Genomic DNA, 19,299 nt, shown 5'->3' with positions numbered 1-19,299 from the left:
GCTCCTTATCGCTTCGCCTGCCAGATCCGCTGCTGATAATCTCGGATCGAGCGGTCGGAACTGAACATCCCTACGCGGGCTGTGTTGAGAATGGTTTTACGCGTCCATTCCTGCTGATCGCGATACAGGGCATCGATTTTTTGCTGCGCCGCGCAGTAATCCGCGAAATCGGCCAGCACCAGATAAGGATCGCCGCCGCCGAGCAAACTGTCGAGCATCAGGCTGAACGCCTGTTTGTCGCCGTCGCTGAAGAAGCCGTTTTCCAGTTCTTTGAGGATCTTATCCAGATGCTTGTCTTTCTTGCGGATCTTCAGCGGATCGTAGCCTTTTGCCTGCAGTGCTTTGACCTGATCAACGGTATTCCCGAAGATGAAGATATTGTCTTCGCCGACTTCTTCGGCAATCTCGACGTTCGCGCCGTCGAGCGTACCGACGGTCAGTGCGCCGTTCAGCGCCAGCTTCATGTTGCCGGTGCCGGAGGCTTCTTTCCCGGCAGTAGATATTTGCTCGGAAACATCGGCGGCCGGGATCATCAGTTCAGCCACGGAGACGCGGTAATCCGGGATAAACACCACTTTGATGCGATCACGCACCAGCGGATCGTTATTCACTTTTTCCGCCACTTTATTGATGGCGTAAATGATGTTTTTCGCCAGGTAATAACCCGGTGCCGCTTTCGCGCCGAACAGGAACACACGTGGCACCATGTCCATTTCCGGGTTATCGCGCAGCTGGCGGTACAGCGACAGAATGTGCAGCAGGTTCAGATGCTGGCGTTTGTATTCGTGCAGGCGTTTGATCTGCACGTCGAAAATCGCGTCAGGGTTGAGCGTCAGCCCCATGACGTTCTTCACGTAATCCGCCAGTTTGATTTTGTTCTGGCGTTTAATATCCTGATAACGCTGGCGGAATTTTTTATCATCGGCGAAACCTTCCAGCCCTTTCAGGGCATCGAGATCGTTCACCCACTCGGTTTTCAGCGTCTCATCAATCAGCGATGACAGCGCCGGGTTACACTGTTTCAGCCAGCGGCGCGGCGTGATGCCGTTGGTGACATTGTGGAATTTGTTCGGCCACAGCTGGTGATATTCCGGGAACAGGTCTTTAACCACCAGTTCAGAATGCAGCGCCGCCACGCCGTTCACCGCAAAACCGCTGACCACGCACAGGTTCGCCATGCGCACTTGTTTGTTCTGGTGAACAGACAGTTTTTCCCAGACGGATTTATCGCCCGGCCACTGTTTTTCGACCACTTTTTTGAAGCGGGCGTTGATGGCTTTGATCAGCGAGAAGTGGCGCGGCAGCAGGCTGCGGACCAGTTTTTCATCCCAGCATTCCAGCGCTTCCGGCATCAGCGTGTGGTTGGTGTAGGCAAAAGTCTGGCTGGTGATCGCCCAGGCGGCGTCCCAGTCCAGCTGGTGTTCATCGAGCAAAATACGTAGCAGCTCAGGGATGGCGATGGTCGGGTGCGTGTCGTTGAGCTGGATGACTTCGAATTTCGGCAGATCCTGAATTTTGCGTCCCAGGAAATGATGGCGGCGCAGGATGTCGGCGACGGAACAGGCGCACTGGAAATACTGCTGCATCAGGCGCAGGCGTTTACCGGCGTCGTGGTTATCATTCGGATACAGCACTTTGGTGAGCTTCGCGGCATCAATGCCTTTTTGCTCCGCTTTCAGAAATTCACCGTCGTTGAACAGGGTCAGATCAAACGGATGTACGTCAGTCGCCTGCCACAAACGCAGCGGCTGGGTGACGCCATTTTTGTAACCGACCACCGGCAGATCCCAGGCTTCACCGCGCAGGGTAAACGCCGGATGCCATTGTTCTTCGCCCTTTTCGTTCTTGGTCAGCTTGCCGCCAAAGGCGACATCAACCGACAGTGAGCTGTTGTGGCTGAACCACGGATAACTTTCCCGGTGCCAGTTGTCCGGCGCTTCCTGCTGTTTGCCTTCGCTGAACGACTGGCGGAATAACCCGTACTGATAATTCAGGCCGTAGCCGGTCGCCGGTTGCCCGACGGTCGCCATTGAATCGAGGAAACAGGCCGCCAGACGGCCTAATCCGCCATTGCCCAGCGCCGGATCGGTTTCCTGCTCCAGCACATCGGCCAGCTCAACGCCCTGCTCTTTCAGCGCCTGCTGCACGGTGTCATACCAGCCGAGGTTGATCAGGTTATTCGCGGTCAGGCGCCCGATCAGGAATTCCATCGAAATATAGTTCACGTGCCGCTGCGGCTGCTTTGTCGCTGCGGGCACCGGCTGCGCACTGAGTTGTTCGGATAACGCGGCACTGGTGGCCTGCCACCACTGATGCGGCGTCATGTCCTGCGCCTGTTGTAAACCGAACCCCTGCCACTGGCGTTTCAGCGCGGCTAAAAACTGCGTTTTATCCAAAGTCACCTGCATCACATGCCTCTTTATCCGGGAATTTGTAGGGAAGTCTGATGTTGATTATCACTATGCTGACGCTTGTGTCGGTGAGCGGCATCATCCCGTCACAGATTAGGCGGGGAGGAGAAACGGGGCGTAGCCGGAGGAGACAGGGGGTCAGGGCGAACGGCGGAAAATTTGTATTAAGAAGTGTGATGCAGAGCAACTTAACGGCATGTAAAGACGTAACATTCTTGCAATCAATGTTTCAAAGGAGGACTTTAGGAAAAGTGATTAATTACACGCTGTGAAATAATTAAGCCGCCCCCCAGATTATCGTCAAAAGAATCGAAAAAAATGCTGATCCCGTCAAAACTGAGCCGCCCGGTGCGGCAGCAAAATACTGTGGTTCGCGATCGTCTGCTGACGAAACTCTCGACTGCGCCTAATTATCGTCTGACCCTGGTCGCCAGCCCGGCGGGCTATGGGAAAACGACGCTGGTGGCACACTGGGCGGCGGGTAAAAGCGATCTGGGCTGGTATTCTCTGGATGAAAGCGACAATCAGCCGGAGCGTTTTGCCAGCTACCTGATCGCCGCCGTTCAGCAGGCCTGCGGCGGTCATTGCGTGAAGAGCGAAGCCTTGAGCCAGAAGCATCAGTACGCCAGTTTGTCCGCGTTGTTCGGGCAACTGTTCGTGGAGCTTTCCGACTGGCACCGCCCGCTGTTGCTGGTGATCGACGACTACCATCTGATTTCTAACGATGCCATTCATGAAGGCATGCGCTTTTTCCTGCGCCATCAGCCGGAGAATATGTCGCTGGTGGTGCTCTCGCGTACCCTGCCACCGCTGGGCATCGCCAATCTGCGCGTGCGCGACCAGTTGCTCGAGCTGAACGCTTCCCATCTGGCCTTTACCCACCCCGAAACACAACAATTCTTCGACTGCCGTCTCAGGGATCCGATCGATCAGGCTGACAGCAGCCGTCTGTGTGATGACGTCGCGGGCTGGGCCACCGCGCTGCAACTGATTGCGCTCTCAGCGCGCCAGTCCACCACGCCTGCCCAGCAGTCAACTCAGCAATCCGCCCGTAAACTTGCCGGGCTGAATGCCAGCCATTTATCCGAGTATCTGGTGGATGAAGTGCTGGATCGCGTGGATGCGCCGACGCGTGATTTCCTGCTGCGCTGCTCGCTGCTGCGCTCAATGAATGACGCGCTGATTGTGCGTCTGACCGGCGGAGACAACGGCCAGCAGCGTCTGGAAGAATTAGAGCGCCAGGGATTATTCATCCATCGCATGGATGACACGGGCGAATGGTTTAACTTCCACCCTTTGTTTGCCACCTTCCTGCGTCAGCGCTGCCAGTGGGAACTGGCGGCTGAACTGCCCGCCATTCATCGTGCGGCTGCCGAAGGCTGGCTGGCGCAAGGCTTCCCCGCCGAAGCCATTCATCACGCGCTGGGAGCCGAAGACACCGATATGCTGCGGGATATTCTGCTGCAACACGCCTGGGCGCTGTTTAATCAAAGCGAACTGGCCTTGCTGGAAGAGTGTCTGAACGCGCTGCCGTATGAGCGCCTGATCCAAAATCCCAAGCTGGTCCTGTTGCAGGCCTGGCTGGCGCAGAGTCAGCATCGTTATGCCGAAGTGGAAACCCTGCTGGTGCGCGCGGAAAGTGAAATGCAACAGCGCAGCATTGTGATGGAGCAGGACATGACCGCCGAGTTCGACGCCCTGCGCGCGCAGGTGGCGATCAACGATGGCCGTCAGGATGAGGCGGAAAAACTGGCCGCCGATGCCCTGCGTTTCCTGCCGTATGAAAGCTATTACAGCCGCATCGTCGCCACCTCAGTCACCGGTGAGATTCAGCACTGCAAAGGTGATCTCACCCGCGCGCTGCCGCTGATGCAGCAAACTGAACAGATCGCCCGCCGGTACGAAGCTTATCACTACGCGTTATGGGCGCTGCTGCAACAGAGTGAAATCCTGATTGCTCAGGGCTATTTGCAGGCGGCCTATGAAATGCAGGATCGCGCGTTTGAACTGGTGCGCGAGCAACATCTCGAACAGCTACCGATGCATGAATTCCTGCTGCGTCTGCGTTCACAGTTATTGTGGTCGTGGTCGCGGCTTGACGATGCCGAAGAGGCCGCCCGTGAAGGGCTCAACGTGCTGACCAATTTCCAGCCGCAGCAGCAGTTGCAATGTCTGGCGATGCTGGCGAAGTGCTCGCTGGCGCGCGGCCAGCTCGACAACGCGCACCACCATTTACAGCGCTGCGAGGCCCTGCTTAAAACCGGTCAGTACCATATTGACTGGCTGACCAACACCGACAAGCCACGGGTGATTTACTGGCAGATGATCGGCGATAAAGCCGCCGCGCGACAATGGCTGCAACAGGCCAGAAAACCGGACATGGCGGACAACCATTTCCAGCAGGGGCAGTGGCGCAATATTGCCCGCGTGCAGATTTTGCTGGAGAAGTTTGATGAAGCCGAAGTGGTGCTGGATGAACTGAATCAGAACGCCCGCCAGCTGCGTCTGACCAGCGATCTGAACCGCAATCTGCTGCTGAGTAATCTGCTGTACTGGCATACCGGGCGCAAAAGCGACGCGCAGAAAGTCCTGATCGAAGCGCTCGGGCTGGCGAACCGCACCGGCTTTGTCAGCCACTTCGTCATCGAAGGCGAAATGATGGCGCAGCAACTTCGTCAGCTGATTCAGCTTAATTTGCTGCCCGAGCTGGAACAGCGCCGCGCCCAGCAAATCCTGCGCGAGATTAACCAGCATCACCGCCACAAGTTTGCGCATTTCGACGAAGGCTTCGTTAATAAGCTGCTGACCCACCCGCAGGTGCCGGAACTCATTCGCACCAGCCCGCTGACCCAGCGCGAGTGGCAGGTACTGGGGCTGATCTATTCCGGTTACAGCAATGATCAGATCGCCGGCGAGCTGGATGTGGCGTCCACCACCATCAAAACGCATATCCGTAACCTGTATCAAAAACTCGGCGTCGCACACCGCCAGGAAGCAGTGCAGCAGGCTCAGCATCTGTTGCAGGTGATGGGCTACGGCGCGTAATTCCTTTACCTCATTCCCGCCTTTAATAACGCACGGCCATGAATCAGCTGTGCGTTATACATAAAATGCATTAGCGAGCAATTTTTGCTCATCGCCCCTGCTCATGACGAAAATCTGATGATATAATGTGACATACATCACATTATTGTGTTTCTTCATTTCTTCAGTAAGCCCATTGCCCACCTTGTTTAAACAGCCTTTGCGGCTGATTTTGGCATCGTGCAACCGGCTGTAGTGAGTAAGGATTTTATCAATGGGAACGTTAACTGCCGGAATAGTCATGATGCGCTGGGAATTGCTGAGCGCTTTTTTGATGTTCTGCACCAGCCAGCTCAATATTCTGTGCCGCCAGTCGAGCCGCAACACCATGGCTTTCGTCTGTAGCGGTCTTGGCCTGACGGTGACCTGTTTCTTTGTCATGAGCCTGATGGGCATGACTTACAACGCCGCTGCCATTGCACAATTCTGGTCAATGACCAAAGACGTTTTCTTCGATGTGATGAGTAAAACCCCCACCGATATGCCCTTCTATTATTAATACCGTTTTATTATTGATTCCTGCCTGACAGATTGATCGGCTTTTTCCGGGCTGAGCATCACGCTCTGCCCGGCTCATTGTGCAAAAATCTCCCTTCCCGCGCTATTTCATCGCTCATTACTGAACCGATTTGTCATCTAATCCTAATTGTCTGAAATTGCGGGGTATATCGAACGTCTTTTAGTAGCCATCTGCCCGATTACCTGTAAATTGCGATCTGTCTCCACAGGTAAAAGATAATGTGCCGCACGATAAAACTATTGATTGCTAATAGTTGAAGGGTCGTATTAGATTCTCACACTATACTTTTCTTAGAATGATCATTGATTTGTTTGCTTCAGGCTGCTGAATTTTCTCTGTTTTGGCATCCCTGCTTATGGCTGAAGGAATTCCGATGAATACGCATCACATGCTCGGCGCGTTTGTGCTACTGGTAAGTTCTGCTTCTGCTCTGGCAGTAGAAACGGCGGGTATACCTCAGAATCAGGTAAAAGAGCGCAACGCGTTCATTGCTGATCTGATGAAAAAAATGACCCTTGATGAAAAAATTGGTCAGTTGAATCTGGTGACCGTCGGGACTGATTATCCGAAAGAAGCGATCATGGCCGATATTCGCGACGGCAAAGTCGGTGGCGTATTTAATACCGTGACCAAACCCGATATCCGCCGCCTTCAGGATGAGGTGAAAAACAGCCGCCTGAAAATCCCTCCTTTCTATGCGTATGACGTGGTACACGGCCAGCGCACTATTTTCCCGATCAGCCTCGGTCTGGCAGCCAGCTGGGACATGCAGGCCGTGGCCACCAGCGCACGCATTTCTGCAAAAGAAACCGCAGCCGATGGCCTGAACATGACGTTCTCGCCGATGGTAGATGTGACCCGCGATCCACGCTGGGGCCGTGTTTCCGAAGGTTTCGGTGAAGACACCTATCTCACTTCACGCCTCGCGCATGAAATGGTTACCGGTTATCAGGGCAAAGACCCGTCTGCCCCTGACGCGGTGATGGCAAACGTCAAACACTACGCGTTGTACGGCGCTGTCGAAGGCGGCCGGGAATACAACACCGTGGATATGAGTCTGACGCGTATGTTCAACGACTACATGCCACCGTACAAAGCCGCTGTCGATGCGGGTGCGGGCGGTGTGATGGTGGCGCTGAACAGTATCAACGGCACGCCTGCCACCTCCAACACCTGGCTTTTAAAAGACATTCTGCGTGACGACTGGCAATTCAAAGGCCTGACCGTCAGCGACCACGGCGCTATCGGCGGCCTGGTCAAACACGGCGTAGCCGAAGACGATCGTCAGGCGGCGGCCATGGCATTGAAAGCCGGTGTCGATATGGACATGGCGGATAACATGTACGGCAAGTATCTGAAAGGCCTGCTCGCCGACGGCATGGTCAGCCAGAATGATATCGACCGCGCGGTGCGTGACGTACTGGCCGCAAAATGGGACATGGGCCTGTTTGTGGATGAGTACCGTCATTTAGGGCCGCAGTCGAGTGACCCGGCGGATACCAACGCCGAAAGCCGCCTGCACCGCAACGAAGCGCGCGAAGTGGCGCGAACCTCGCTGGTGCTGCTGAAAAACAGCAATCAGACATTACCGTTGCAGAAAGCGGGCACCATCGCCGTGATCGGACCGCTGGCTGACAGCAAACGTGACGTCATGGGCAGCTGGTCTGCCGCCGGTAAAGCGGCTCAGGCGGTAACCGTCCTGCAGGGCATGAAGGATGTGCTCGGCGATAAAGGCAACGTTCTTTATGCACGCGGCGCTAACGTCACTGACGATCAGGCCATGGTGGATTTCCTCAACTCTTACGACAAGCAGGTGATCAACGACACACGTAAACCGCAGGAAATGATTGATGAAGCCGTGAAAACCGCTGAAAAATCTGACGTTGTGGTCGCGGTCGTTGGTGAAGCGCAAGGTATGGCGCACGAGGCGTCCAGCCGTTCTGAACTGAACATCCCGCAAAGCCAGCGCGACTTACTGAAAGCCCTGAAAGCGACCGGCAAACCGCTGGTCATTGTTCTGATGAATGGCCGTCCGCTGACGCTGTCATGGGAAAATGAAATCTCCGACGCGATGCTGGAAACCTGGTTCAGCGGCACCGAAGGCGGTCATGCGATTGCTGACGTGCTGTTTGGCGATTACAACCCGTCAGGCAAATTGCCGATGACCTTCCCGCGCGCAGTAGGCCAGATCCCGCTGTATTACAGCTTCCTTAATACCGGACGTCCGTTTAATCCGCAGCATCCGGATAAATACACCACCCGCTATTTTGATATCACTAACGGCCCGCTGTTCCCGTTCGGTTATGGTCTGAGCTATACCGACTTCAGCGTCTCTGACGTCAGCCTGTCTTCCACCACCATGGATGCCAAACACCCGCTGACCGCCAGCGTGACGGTGAAAAATACCGGTAAACGCAGTGGCGCGACCATCGTGCAGCTGTATTTGCAGGACGTCACCGCGTCCATCAGCCGTCCGGTCAAGCAGCTGAAAAACTTCGAGAAAATCGAGTTGCAGCCGGGTGAGCAAAAAGTCGTCACCTTTACATTGAACGAACAGGATCTGCGTTTCTACAATGATCAGCTGAAATGGGCTTCCGAGCCTGGCAAGTTCAACGTCTTCGTTGGGCTGGATTCAGAAAACGTCAAACAAACCAGCTTCCTGCTGAAGTAATCTCGAAAGCGATCTCCGGGCGGCATGCTCGCCCGGAGATCGGTCAAAAGCCCCTCAGTGCTGACGGCATCCGGCAATGTGTGTCGTCAGCACTGGGCGGCAATTTCTGCCCGTAAACTGGATATATAACGGACAGTTGCTAACCTTAATTTCAATGTGTTATGCCCTTTTGCCTTTATCCGCCGGATGCGGAGCGTTGCGAGTGGGCTCAACAGAGTAAGCTCCGTCTGTGCTGACTGTCGCCAGGTCACTGCGCAGACGGCGTTTTGCGTTCTTTGCGGAGAAACATTCCATGGTCGACTCACAAGATGCCTCCATCCTGTACCTGCATTTTGGTACGCCCCGCCCATACTGGCGACTGGGTTCAGACAGCAACGCGCTGGAGTTATCTGCTGAGAAAGGCATCGTCAACGTGGCGATCTCCCTGACCCAATGGCAGGCAGGAAAGATCAGGCAACTGACCGGGATTACCTCAAGTTTTACGCTGGACATCACGCTGTTCGGATCACAGGTGCGCCTGTTTCTGGTGGGTCGAAAAATTGATGGTCAGGTCTGGGCCGGCACTGCGTCGGCCTATCAGGACACCGAGTCAGTCGCTCACGATTTAGAGGTCGGACTGACCTTTGCAGAGCAGGTCGTTTCCGAAGCCAATTCCGTGATCGTCATTATCGATCAGGAAGGCAAAATCCACCGTTTTAACCGGCTGAGCGAAGAGTACACCGGCCTGCGTGAAGAGGATGTTATCGGGCGCAGCGCCTACGATTTATTCATGTCGATGGAAGAAGGTCTGGCCTCACGTCAGAACATCAGCAGTTTCTTTCAGAACCAGCAATCCTACGAAGTCGAACGCTGGATCAATACCGTCAAAGGCCAGCGGCTGTTCCTGTTTCGCAATAAATTCGTTCACAGCGGCAGCGGCAAGCAGCAAAAATTTCTGATCTGCTCAGGCTCAGACATCACCGACGAACGTAAAGCGCAGGAGCGTTTACGCGTGCTGGCAAACACCGATCTTGTTACCGGTTTCGCGAATCGTAACGCGTTGCAGGAATCTCTGGCGACGGCGCTGAAAGACCGGGGTGACACGAAAGTCGGGCTGATTTACCTCGATCTCGACAACTTCAAAAAAGTTAACGACGCCTACGGGCATATGTTCGGCGACCACCTGCTGCGCGCAGTGTCAGATGCGATTCAGGATTGCCTTTCAGCCAACGATAAACTGGCCCGTCTTGGCGGCGATGAATTCATCATTCTCAGCTCAAATGCTGAAATCAAAACGATGGAAGCGCTGAGTCAGCGTGTTTTACACCGTCTGAGTATGCCGTTTCGTATCGGGCTGATTGAAGTCTACACCGGCTGTTCCGGCGGGATTGCCATTTGCCCTGAACATGGCACCGACGGCGATACCCTGCTGCAAAATGCCGATACCGCCATGTACGTGGCGAAGGAAAAGGGCAAAAACTCGCACTGCGTATTCTCTGTGGAAATGAATCAGAAAGCGGCGGAATACATGTGGCTGGACACCCATCTGCGTAAAGCGCTGGCGGAAAAAGATCAGCTGGTGCTGTATTACCAGCCGAAGGTGTCGCTGTACGGCGCGGTCAACAGCGTCGAGGCGCTGCTGCGCTGGCAGTCCCCGGAGCGCGGGCTGATTCAGCCGCAAAGTTTCATTCCCTACGCTGAAGAGTCCGGGCTTATCACGCCGCTTGGAAAATGGGTCATCGAAACCGCCACCCGTCAGGCGACAGAATGGCAGAAAAAAGGCCTCAACCTGCGCGTGGCGGTCAATCTTTCCGGGCGTCAGCTGAATAACGGGTCGTTCATCACCACGCTGGCAGAGGCCATGAAAACGTCAGGCATGAAAGGCTGTTTGCTGGATTTTGAGCTGACAGAAAGCTGCCTGGTGGAAGACGAAGGCGCAGCGGTCACCATGATTAATCAGTTACATAAGCTGGGCGCCCAGGTGCATCTGGATGACTTCGGCACCGGGTATTCTTCGTTGTCACAACTGGCGCGCATCCCGCTGGACTGCATCAAGCTCGACCAAAGTTTTGTGCGGGGAATCAATGACAATCCGGTGTCTCAGGCGCTGGTGCGGGCCATTGTTGCAGTGGCAAAAACGTTGCAACTGACGGTGGTAGCCGAAGGGGTTGAAACGGCGGAAGAAGAAAAGCTGATCGACGAAATTGGCGTGGACAGCAAACAAGGTTTTCTTTACGCCAAGCCAATGCCCGCAACGGAACTCGAGCACTGGCTTGATGATAAAAACGTTGCTTCACCCAATGTTTTTAAACATAAAGCCAAACAGAAATAGCACCAGTGACGGGCTTTTCTGTTTGCTGCTAGCCGGTTTTACGCAATGACGCCGTATGCCGGTTTTGCAGCATGACCAGCCGCTCCATGTAACTCAGATCTTTCTCCTCCAGCGTAAATGCCGCATCCACCCAATCTTCCGTGATATCCATCAGTTCCGAACGCGACAGCTGCAATACACGCTGGCGTGCGCGGAGCATCGCACGTATCCCGTTAAGTTTTGGCCGCAACGTATCCATAAAGGTACGCGTGGCGTTAAACGCCTCACCGGGCTGGAACAGGACATCCACCAGGCCCCGGCTTTCGAACCATTCCGCCGTATGCGATTCGCCGGTAGTGATCAGTTCCTCCGCGAGCCGCATCCCGGCTTTACGTGATACCAGCGAATATCCCCCCATGCCGGGGAACAGGTTAAACGCGATTTCAGGAAAACCCATCCTGGCCGTGTTCTGCGCCAGCACGTAATGGTGCGCCAGTGCCGCTTCAAACCCGCCTCCCAGCGCCGTTCCTTCAATCATCGATAAACTGATGGCACCGACATCAAACCCGCGCGCGGCGGCGTGTACGCAGTCCACACAGGCTCTGGCGTAAGCGCGCAATGCTTCGCGCTTGTTGTTTACGATGGAATCGACGAAGAAGCTGAGATCACCGCCGACGTTGTACATATTGGGGACCAGCGAGCCGGTGACCCAAAAGTCGAAACGCAGCCCCGACGCTTTCGCGGCGTAGGTCAGCGTCATGATGTCTTCGATAAGCTCCTGATTAAAACAAGGACGTGGATAAGACCTGAGCATCATCCACATGACATTACGGCCTTCTTCATAATAGGCAGCAATTTGCGACAAATGCCCGGCTTCGGTAAACGGACGGCAGGCTGTATGGTCAATAAGATTCATAGTATATATCCAGGTTAGAATTGAATTTTAGGGTGAAGCAGCTCCAGCCTAGTCCAGCTCTAACCCGAACTGAATCGATTCGAGGTGTTTTTATAAGAATATTCCTAATACACGAAATTCAATAAAAAAATGTTAAAAATAAACAACCTGCAATCAATCAATGTTGTGTAAAAACAGTGAAATAATGATTTCCCCCGCAAAAAAGCATTCGTTCGCCTCCTCAGTAATAATCTGTTAATTAAATAAACCCGATTAATAATATGAGGAAGAGTTAATAAAACCTTTCCGTTTTGCCACAGTGATACACGTCACAATCATGGCGCGCCCGCTTTCCAATTCTTCTGCCACCCGCTAAATTGAATTCATCTCCTCCGACCACTTAAGAGAATTCCATGACTGAACGCGCTTCGCTGTTTTATCCGCACCTGCTGGCGCCGCTGGATTTAGGCTTTACGCAGCTGAAAAACCGCGTGCTGATGGGATCCATGCACACCGGTCTTGAAGAGCTGGAAGACGGGCCGGAACGGCTGGCGGCTTTTTATGCCGAGCGTGCCGCAGCGGGCGTCGGGCTTATTGTGACCGGCGGTATTTCGCCCAATGCGCAGGGCGTGGTTTATCAGGGCGGTTCGATCCTTGCCGAACAGCAACACATCACCCACCACCGCGTGGTAACCCGTGCGGTGCACGCCGCCGGGGGGAAAATCGCGCTGCAAATTCTGCACGCCGGACGCTACAGCTATCAGCCAAATCCGGTCGCGCCTTCTGCCCTGCAGGCACCGATTAACCGTTTTACGCCCCATGCGTTGAGCGAAGAAGAGATCGAGGCAACGCTGGAAGACTTCGCGCGCTGCGCAGCGCTGGCGAAGGAGTCAGGTTACGACGGCGTGGAAATTATGGGCTCGGAAGGCTATCTGATTAATCAGTTTCTGGCCGCCAGAACCAATCAGCGCAGCGACCGCTGGGGCGGTTCGGCTGAAAACCGGATGCGTTTTGCTATCGAAGCCGTGCGCCGCGTGCGTGAAACCTGCGGGCAGGCATTCATCATTATTTATCGCTTGTCCATGCTGGATCTGGTCGAAGAAGGCTCGGACTGGCAGGAAGTCGAAACGCTGGCGCAGCGCATTGAACAGGCGGGCGCGAGCATCATCAATACCGGTATCGGCTGGCACGAAGCGCGGATCCCGACCATCGCCACCATGGTGCCGCGCGCTGCGTTCAGCTGGGTGACGCAAAAACTGATGGGCAAAGTCGGCATTCCGCTCATCACCACCAACCGCATTAATGACCCCGACGTGGCTGAGAAAATTCTCGCAGAAGGCTGCGCGGACATGGTGTCAATGGCGCGTCCGTTCCTCGCCGATCCGGCGTTTGTCGAAAAAGCCGCACAGGGCCGGGCTGATGAAATCAATACCTGCATCGGCTGCAATCAGGCCTGTCTGGATCAGATTTTCGCTGGCGAAGTGACGTCCTGTCTGGTGAATCCGCGCGCCTGCCGGGAAACGCAGTTGCCGGTGATCCGCGCGCAGGTCCCCAAACGCCTGGCCGTCGTCGGTTCGGGCCCCGCCGGGCTGGCCTTTGCCACCACTGCCGCCAGCCGCGGGCATCACGTCACCCTGTTCGACGCACACAATGAAATCGGCGGGCAATTTAATGTCGCCAAACAGATCCCCGGCAAAGAAGAGTTTTATCAGACGTTACGCTATTACTCGCGCCAGCTGACGCTGCTTGGCGTGACGCTGCGCCTCGGCGAAACCGTCGGCGCCAGCCAGCTGACCGGCTATGACGAAGTGATCCTCGCCTGCGGTATTTCACCGCGCCTGCCGGACATCGCGGGCATAGATCATCCGTGCGTGCTGACCTATCTCGACGTGTTGCGGGATAAAAAACCGGTCGGCCAGCGCGTCGCCATTATCGGCGCAGGCGGCATTGGTTTTGATACTGCCGAATACCTGATACATAACGGCCCGTCGTCGAGCCTGAGCGCTCAGGCCTTCAACCACGAATGGGGGATCGACCAGAGCCTGACGCACCGTGGCGGGCTGGCGCCGTCTGGCCCGCAGCCGGAACCCGCCGCGCGGGATATCGTGTTGCTGCAACGCAAAACCACTAAAGTCGGCGCAGGACTGGGCAAAACCACCGGCTGGATCCACCGCGCCAGCCTGCTGCAGCGTGGCGTGAAAATGCAAAGCGGCGTGAGTTACGAGCGCATCGACGACGCAGGTTTGCACCTTGTCATGAACGGTCAGCCGGTATGTCTGGAAGTGGATAACGTGATTATCTGCGCCGGACAGGAGCCGCAGCGGGCGCTGTATCAGCCATTACAGGCGGCGGGTAAAACCGTGCATCTGATTGGCGGCGCAGACATCGCCGTCGAGCTGGATGCACGTCGGGCAATCGATCAGGGCACGCGGCTGGCACTGAATATTTAGACAACCGCCCTGGAGAATCACAGACGAAAAAAAAGCCGCGTGAGCGGCTTTTTTACTTCAGGACTTCAGGCTAAGGCATCAATCAGTGATGCGACGCCGTTTTCACCGCGCGCAGAATGACGAATTTCTGGTTGGTGGCGATAGTCGTGCAGTTACCGAACAGGCGACGCAGTTTCTGGTAGTAATCGAGATGACGGTTGCCGACGATGCGCAGTTCGCCGCCGGTTTGCAGGCAACGTTTGGCATCGCAGAACATGCGCCAGGCGGTGTCATCGCTGACGACCGTGCCCTGATGGAATGGCGGGTTACACAGCACCGCGTCCAGGGTTTCGCGTTCAACACCGGCCAGCATGTTGTTCACTTCGAAATGACAGCGGCTGACATCCTGCGGCAAATTGTTTTCGACGTTGATACGGCTCGATTCCACCGCCATATAAGATTCATCGACGAACAGCATTTCCGCGTCCGGGTTCAGTGCCAGGGCTGTCATGCCGATGACGCCGTTACCGCAGCCTAAATCCACCATGCGTCCTTCAATGCCTTCCGGCAAATGTTGCATGAAGAAACGCGCACCGATGTCCAGACCGCCGCGCGAGAATACGTTCGCGTGGTTGGAGATACGGAACTCACTGTCGTCCAGCGCCCATTCGGCGATCACCGGTTCGGCGGCCTGCGCTGGCAAGGTGGCTTCGCAATGGATCAGACGCGCTTTTTTCCACGCCAGACTGGTTTTGGTCGGGCCGAGGATTTTTTCAAACAGTTGCAGCGTGGAGGTGTGGATATCACGGGCTTTCGCCCCGGCGATAATCTGGGTGTCGGGCGTCACGACTTCGCGCAGCGCCAGCAGTTGCTGTTCCAGCAGCGCCAGCGTTTTTGGCACCTTGATGATGACCAGACCCGGATTGATCGGCAACGGCACCAGGCTGCTTTGCGCTACCACGGCATCTTCGTCAAAACCGTTCAGACGCAAGTTGTGGCGCGTGGCCAGCTGGCTCATGAAAGAGTCATTGATGCTGGTCGGACTGAACGCCTGCAATGCGCACGCCAGCGTGCCAAAAGCATCGTTGAAAATCAGCAGCGGACGGCCATTGAGCTCACCGGTGTTCAGGGTTTGCAGCAGATATTCATCAGCAGCTTCCCATGCCTGCAACTGCGTTGCCGCTTCGTCCTGCGGATAACGTTCCAGATCCAGTTGCAGTAACTGCCCACCTACTTCGGTTTCGAATTGGCTCATTGGCCCTCCTCAATATTCAATTTGCGCTGTTTATCCCCTAAATTGGGCTATCAGTAAAATGTTTTTTCAGTTAAAAAGGGGTTTATCTGCCGGATCCCTGCGATCGCGCTAAAATCCACGTTTATCGTTACGGCATCTTTTCCCCGTCAATAAGAGACAAAGCAAACAGTTATGCCTGAATTGACCTATCTGCAAGGCTATCCCGAGCACCTTCAGGCTCAGGTGCGTCAGTTAATCGACCAGGAACGTTTAGGTAAAGTCTTGCTGACGCGGTATCCGCAACCGCACGAGCTGACCACCGATAAATCGCTCTATCAGTATACGCTGGACCTGAAAAATCAGTTTTTGCGCAGTTCATCACCGTTAAGCAAAGTGGCCTACGACAATAAAATCCACGTGATGAAGCACGCGCTCGGCCTGCATACGGCGATTTCGCGTATTCAGGGCGGCAAGCTGAAAGCCAAAGCGGAAATCCGCGTGGCGACGGTGTTTAAAAGCGCGCCGGAAGCTTTTCTGAAAATGATCGTGGTGCACGAGCTGGCGCATCTTAAAGAGAAAGATCACAACAAAGCCTTCTATAGCCTGTGCTGTCATATGACGCCCGACTATCATCAGTTAGAATTCGACACGCGCATGTATCTGACGCATCTGGAAATATTCGGCAAGTTGTATCAATAATTAACCTACCAATAGGGAACACGCATGATTCGCTTTGCTGTCGTCGGCACCAACTGGATCACCCAACGTTTTATTGATGCCGCGCACGAGAGCGGAAAAATGAAGCTCACGGCGATTTATTCACGCACGCTGGAAGGTGCCAAAAAGCTGGGCGAGGATTATCCGGTCGGGCACTATTTTGATTCTCTTGAAGAAATGGCGGCGTCTGACCTGATTGATGCGGTCTACATCGCCAGCCCGAATTCCTTGCATTACGCCCAGTCTCTGCTGTTCCTCAGCCATAAAAAACACGTGATGTGTGAAAAGCCGCTGGCCTCTAATCTGCGTGAGGTTGAAAGCCTGATGGCCTGTGCGAAAGAGAACAACGTGGTGCTGTTCGAAGCGTTTAAAACCGCGTACCTGCCGAACTTCCTGCACATGAAAGGGGCGCTGAACCGCATCGGTAAATTGCGTAAAGCCATTTTGAATTACTGCCAGTATTCATCGCGTTATCCGCGTTATCTGGCGGGTGAAAATCCAAACACCTTTAACCCGGCCTTTTCCAACGGCTCGATCATGGATATCGGCTATTACTGCCTGGCCAGTGCCGTGGCGCTGTTTGGCGAACCGTTGTCCATCAATGCCACCGCCACCTTGCTGGAAAGCGGTGTCGACGGCCAGGGGACGGTGATCTTGTCTTATGCCGATGACTTCGTCGTGGTCATTAACCATTCCAAAATCAGCGACTCTCATCTGCCAAGCGAGATTCAGGGTGAGGAAGGGACGCTGCAAATGGAAAAAATTTCCGAATGCCAGACGCTGAGCCTGACGCCGCGAGGCAGCCAGAAGCTGGATCTGACGCAGCCACAGCACATCAACACCATGCTGTATGAAGCAGAGACGTTTGCGATTCTGGTGGATAACCAGTTTGTCGCGCATCCGGGGCTGGAAGTCTCGCGCATCACTGCCAAAGTGCTGACGGAAATCCGCCGTCAGACCGGGGTGGTGTTCCCTGCCGACCATCAGCCTTAACGATTATCACCCATTCGGGAGTCACAGATGACCGCACCCAGTCTGAAGCCGTTGTTGATTTTGCAAACCGGCCACGCGCCGGAGCCTGTCCGTCGGGCGCACGATAATTTCCCGCAGATGTTTATTCGTCAGGGCAATATCGACGCGCAGCAGGTGGTGATTGTGGATTTACAGGCCGGTGAGCGCCCGCTGCCGCCGGAACATTATTGCGGAGCGATCATTACCGGTTCGCGCAGCATGGTGACGGAGCATCTGGCGTGGAGCGAAGAAGCGGCGGACTGGGTACGCCTCGGGATGTTGCAGGAATTGCCGATGTTTGGTGCCTGCTACGGTCATCAGCTGATGGCTTACGCGCTGGGCGGCGAGGTGGATTACCATCCGCAGGGCATTGAACTCGGCACGCATGAAGTCACGCTGACGCCTGCCGGACATCTTGATCCGCTGGTATCGCAGCTTCCGGCGCAGTTCGCGGCGAACCTGATCCACCTGCAAACCGTGATCACTCCGCCCGCGACGGCAACGGTGCTGGCGAAAACGCAGCACGATCCGCATCAGATTTTGCGCTACGGCCCGAACGCCATCAGCACGCAGTTCCATCCGGAATTCAGTCTGGCGGTGATGAAGACCTATCTGACCTGGCTGAGTTCGATCGCCGAGGACGACCGTGTAGACTTTGCCCATCAGGCTCAGCAACTTAGCGAAACACCGCTCAGTCAGGGTTTGCTGCGGGCGTTCGTGGGTGCCTTGGGTAAGCGACAGGCACTGGCGGGATAAAGTGCAAAGATATGTCAAAATGTTGACAGCAGTTACACTTTGAATTAGTTTTTGGATCGCAAAGGGGAGTAACTTCTTCGTCGGATAATCGTCATTACGGTGTCTGGACCCGCGCTCACAGCAGCGCTGTCTCAGTCACCCGGTTACCGGGGCAACCAGAATCGTATTCTTTGGATGAATACATCTCGTTGTAAGTGAGACCTTGCCGGATGGCGAGGTTTGCTTACAGCTCAGAGAGAGCGGCTAACGTCTTCCGACGCTGGCCGTTTTTTTTTGATGTTTTTCGGAGGACAACGTAATGATGAATTCAGTAGGCAACCCGATGTTATGGGGCGCATTTGCCGTTGTTGTGGTGATTATGCTCGCGTTCGATCTGCTGTTGCAGGGCCGCAAAGGCGCGCAGGTCATGACCATGAAAAGTGCCGCGGTCTGGTCGCTGGTGTGGATTGGCCTGTCGTTGTTATTTAACGTCGGCTTCTGGTGGTATCTCAACGGCGAGTTTGGACGCGAAGTCGCAGACGCCCAGGCCACGATGTTCCTGACCGGCTATCTGCTGGAAAAAGCGCTGGCGGTGGATAACGTCTTCGTCTGGTTGATCCTGTTCAGCTACTTCTCCATTCCGGCCAACCTGCAGCGCCGCGTGCTGATCTACGGCGTTCTGGGTGCGATCGTGCTGCGTACCGGCATGATTTTCGCGGGCAGCTGGCTGGTGGGTCAGTTCAGCTGGATTTTGTACGTGTTCGGTGCGTTTCTGCTGTTCACCGGGATTAAAATGGCGCTGACCAAAGAAGATGACGGCGAGGTGGGAGAGAAGCCGGTGATCCGCTGGCTGCGCAGCAAAATGCGCATGACCGACGAATTGCACGGTGAGAAATTCTTTATACGCCGCAACGGCATTCTGTTCGCCACACCGCTGCTGCTGGTGCTGATTATGGTGGAACTGAGCGACGTGATTTTCGCGGTCGACAGTATTCCGGCCATCTTCGCCGTGACGACCGACCCGTTCATCGTGCTGACGTCTAACCTGTTTGCCATCCTCGGCCTGCGTGCGATGTACTTCCTGCTGGCGGGCGTGGCGGAACGTTTCTCGATGCTGAAATACGGTCTGGCGGTGATCCTGATTTTCATCGGTATCAAGATGCTGTTGCTCGACGTGTTCCATATTCCGGTCGGCGTTTCGCTGGGCGTGATTGCTTCGATTCTGATCATCACCCTGCTGATTAACACCTGGGTGAACCGTCGTAACGATCGCAGGAACAACGCACAGTCTTAATATTTTCG

General features: G+C 55.0%; 12 protein-coding genes. 9 read left to right on the top strand and 3 right to left on the bottom strand.

Annotated features, from left to right (window positions below):
* Nucleotides 1–5: 5 nt before the first annotated feature.
* A complete protein-coding gene (gene malP, locus J1779_RS10010; RefSeq protein WP_217203676.1) occupies nucleotides 6–2,408 on the bottom strand; it encodes a maltodextrin phosphorylase in 2,403 nt (800 codons plus the stop codon).
* Nucleotides 2,409–2,729: 321 nt separating this feature from the next.
* Here malP and malT point away from each other — a divergent pair, with 321 nt between their 5' ends.
* From malT to pdeR, 4 genes are all read left to right on the top strand, one after another.
* The gene (gene malT / locus J1779_RS10005; protein ID WP_056782388.1) at nucleotides 2,730–5,456 is read left to right on the top strand and encodes an HTH-type transcriptional regulator MalT; all 2,727 of its coding nucleotides are present in this window, start codon (nucleotides 2,730–2,732) and stop codon (nucleotides 5,454–5,456) included.
* 253 nt (nucleotides 5,457–5,709) lie between these two features.
* Entirely contained in the window at nucleotides 5,710–5,994 is a 285-nt protein-coding gene (locus tag J1779_RS10000) for a YjcB family protein (protein WP_056782389.1), read from the top strand.
* Nucleotides 5,995–6,388: 394 nt separating this feature from the next.
* Nucleotides 6,389–8,686 carry a beta-glucosidase BglX gene (bglX, locus tag J1779_RS09995; RefSeq protein ID WP_217203675.1) on the top strand — a complete coding sequence of 766 codons (2,298 nt, stop codon included), beginning with the start codon at nucleotides 6,389–6,391 and terminating at the stop codon, nucleotides 8,684–8,686.
* 292 nt (nucleotides 8,687–8,978) lie between these two features.
* Nucleotides 8,979–10,997 (top strand): cyclic di-GMP phosphodiesterase, encoded by a 2,019-nt coding sequence (gene pdeR, locus J1779_RS09990; protein ID WP_217203674.1) that lies wholly within the window; start codon nucleotides 8,979–8,981, stop codon nucleotides 10,995–10,997.
* Between the two features lie 28 nt (nucleotides 10,998–11,025).
* Here the strand turns inward: pdeR and J1779_RS09985 are convergent, their stop codons facing one another.
* The gene (locus tag J1779_RS09985) at nucleotides 11,026–11,892 is read right to left on the bottom strand and encodes a crotonase/enoyl-CoA hydratase family protein (protein ID WP_056782392.1); all 867 of its coding nucleotides are present in this window, start codon (nucleotides 11,890–11,892) and stop codon (nucleotides 11,026–11,028) included.
* A 392-nt stretch (nucleotides 11,893–12,284) separates the two neighbouring features.
* Between J1779_RS09985 and J1779_RS09980 the strand changes: the two genes are divergently transcribed.
* Nucleotides 12,285–14,321 (top strand): NADPH-dependent 2,4-dienoyl-CoA reductase, encoded by a 2,037-nt coding sequence (locus tag J1779_RS09980; RefSeq protein WP_274388804.1) that lies wholly within the window; start codon nucleotides 12,285–12,287, stop codon nucleotides 14,319–14,321.
* A gap of 82 nt (nucleotides 14,322–14,403) precedes the next feature.
* On the opposite strand, the gene rlmG is transcribed toward J1779_RS09980, so the two are convergent.
* Nucleotides 14,404–15,555: a 23S rRNA (guanine(1835)-N(2))-methyltransferase RlmG gene (gene rlmG / locus J1779_RS09975; RefSeq protein ID WP_217203673.1), complete on the bottom strand. Its 1,152-nt coding sequence runs from the start codon at nucleotides 15,553–15,555 to the stop codon at nucleotides 14,404–14,406.
* A gap of 171 nt (nucleotides 15,556–15,726) precedes the next feature.
* Here rlmG and J1779_RS09970 point away from each other — a divergent pair, with 171 nt between their 5' ends.
* From J1779_RS09970 to J1779_RS09955, 4 genes are all read left to right on the top strand, one after another.
* A complete protein-coding gene (locus J1779_RS09970) occupies nucleotides 15,727–16,233 on the top strand; it encodes a M48 metallopeptidase family protein (RefSeq protein WP_056782395.1) in 507 nt (168 codons plus the stop codon).
* Nucleotides 16,234–16,257: 24 nt separating this feature from the next.
* A complete protein-coding gene (locus tag J1779_RS09965; RefSeq protein WP_056782396.1) occupies nucleotides 16,258–17,244 on the top strand; it encodes a Gfo/Idh/MocA family protein in 987 nt (328 codons plus the stop codon).
* 27 nt (nucleotides 17,245–17,271) lie between these two features.
* Nucleotides 17,272–18,018 carry a glutamine amidotransferase gene (locus tag J1779_RS09960; protein WP_056782397.1) on the top strand — a complete coding sequence of 249 codons (747 nt, stop codon included), beginning with the start codon at nucleotides 17,272–17,274 and terminating at the stop codon, nucleotides 18,016–18,018.
* Between the two features lie 298 nt (nucleotides 18,019–18,316).
* Nucleotides 18,317–19,291 carry a TerC family protein gene (locus J1779_RS09955; protein WP_274388803.1) on the top strand — a complete coding sequence of 325 codons (975 nt, stop codon included), beginning with the start codon at nucleotides 18,317–18,319 and terminating at the stop codon, nucleotides 19,289–19,291.
* The last annotated feature ends 8 nt before the right edge of the window (nucleotides 19,292–19,299 follow it).

The sequence above is a fragment of the Rahnella rivi genome (genome assembly GCF_019049655.1).
Classification (GTDB): domain Bacteria; phylum Pseudomonadota; class Gammaproteobacteria; order Enterobacterales; family Enterobacteriaceae; genus Rahnella; species Rahnella rivi.
Note: the sequence above shows the minus strand (reverse complement) of the source record. Positions and strands in the feature narration are given on the sequence as shown.

Excerpts from the sequence above, each read along its gene's own strand:
- malP (WP_217203676.1), bottom strand. The coding sequence starts at position 2,408 with ATGCAGGTGACTTTGGATAAAACGCAGTTTTTAGCCGCGCTGAAACGC.
- malT (WP_056782388.1), top strand. The coding sequence starts at position 2,730 with ATGCTGATCCCGTCAAAACTGAGCCGCCCGGTGCGGCAGCAAAATACT.
- J1779_RS10000 (WP_056782389.1), top strand. The coding sequence starts at position 5,710 with ATGGGAACGTTAACTGCCGGAATAGTCATGATGCGCTGGGAATTGCTG.
- bglX (WP_217203675.1), top strand. The coding sequence starts at position 6,389 with ATGAATACGCATCACATGCTCGGCGCGTTTGTGCTACTGGTAAGTTCT.
- pdeR (WP_217203674.1), top strand. The coding sequence starts at position 8,979 with ATGGTCGACTCACAAGATGCCTCCATCCTGTACCTGCATTTTGGTACG.
- J1779_RS09985 (WP_056782392.1), bottom strand. The coding sequence starts at position 11,892 with ATGAATCTTATTGACCATACAGCCTGCCGTCCGTTTACCGAAGCCGGG.
- J1779_RS09980 (WP_274388804.1), top strand. The coding sequence starts at position 12,285 with ATGACTGAACGCGCTTCGCTGTTTTATCCGCACCTGCTGGCGCCGCTG.
- rlmG (WP_217203673.1), bottom strand. The coding sequence starts at position 15,555 with ATGAGCCAATTCGAAACCGAAGTAGGTGGGCAGTTACTGCAACTGGAT.
- J1779_RS09970 (WP_056782395.1), top strand. The coding sequence starts at position 15,727 with ATGCCTGAATTGACCTATCTGCAAGGCTATCCCGAGCACCTTCAGGCT.
- J1779_RS09965 (WP_056782396.1), top strand. The coding sequence starts at position 16,258 with ATGATTCGCTTTGCTGTCGTCGGCACCAACTGGATCACCCAACGTTTT.
- J1779_RS09960 (WP_056782397.1), top strand. The coding sequence starts at position 17,272 with ATGACCGCACCCAGTCTGAAGCCGTTGTTGATTTTGCAAACCGGCCAC.
- J1779_RS09955 (WP_274388803.1), top strand. The coding sequence starts at position 18,317 with ATGATGAATTCAGTAGGCAACCCGATGTTATGGGGCGCATTTGCCGTT.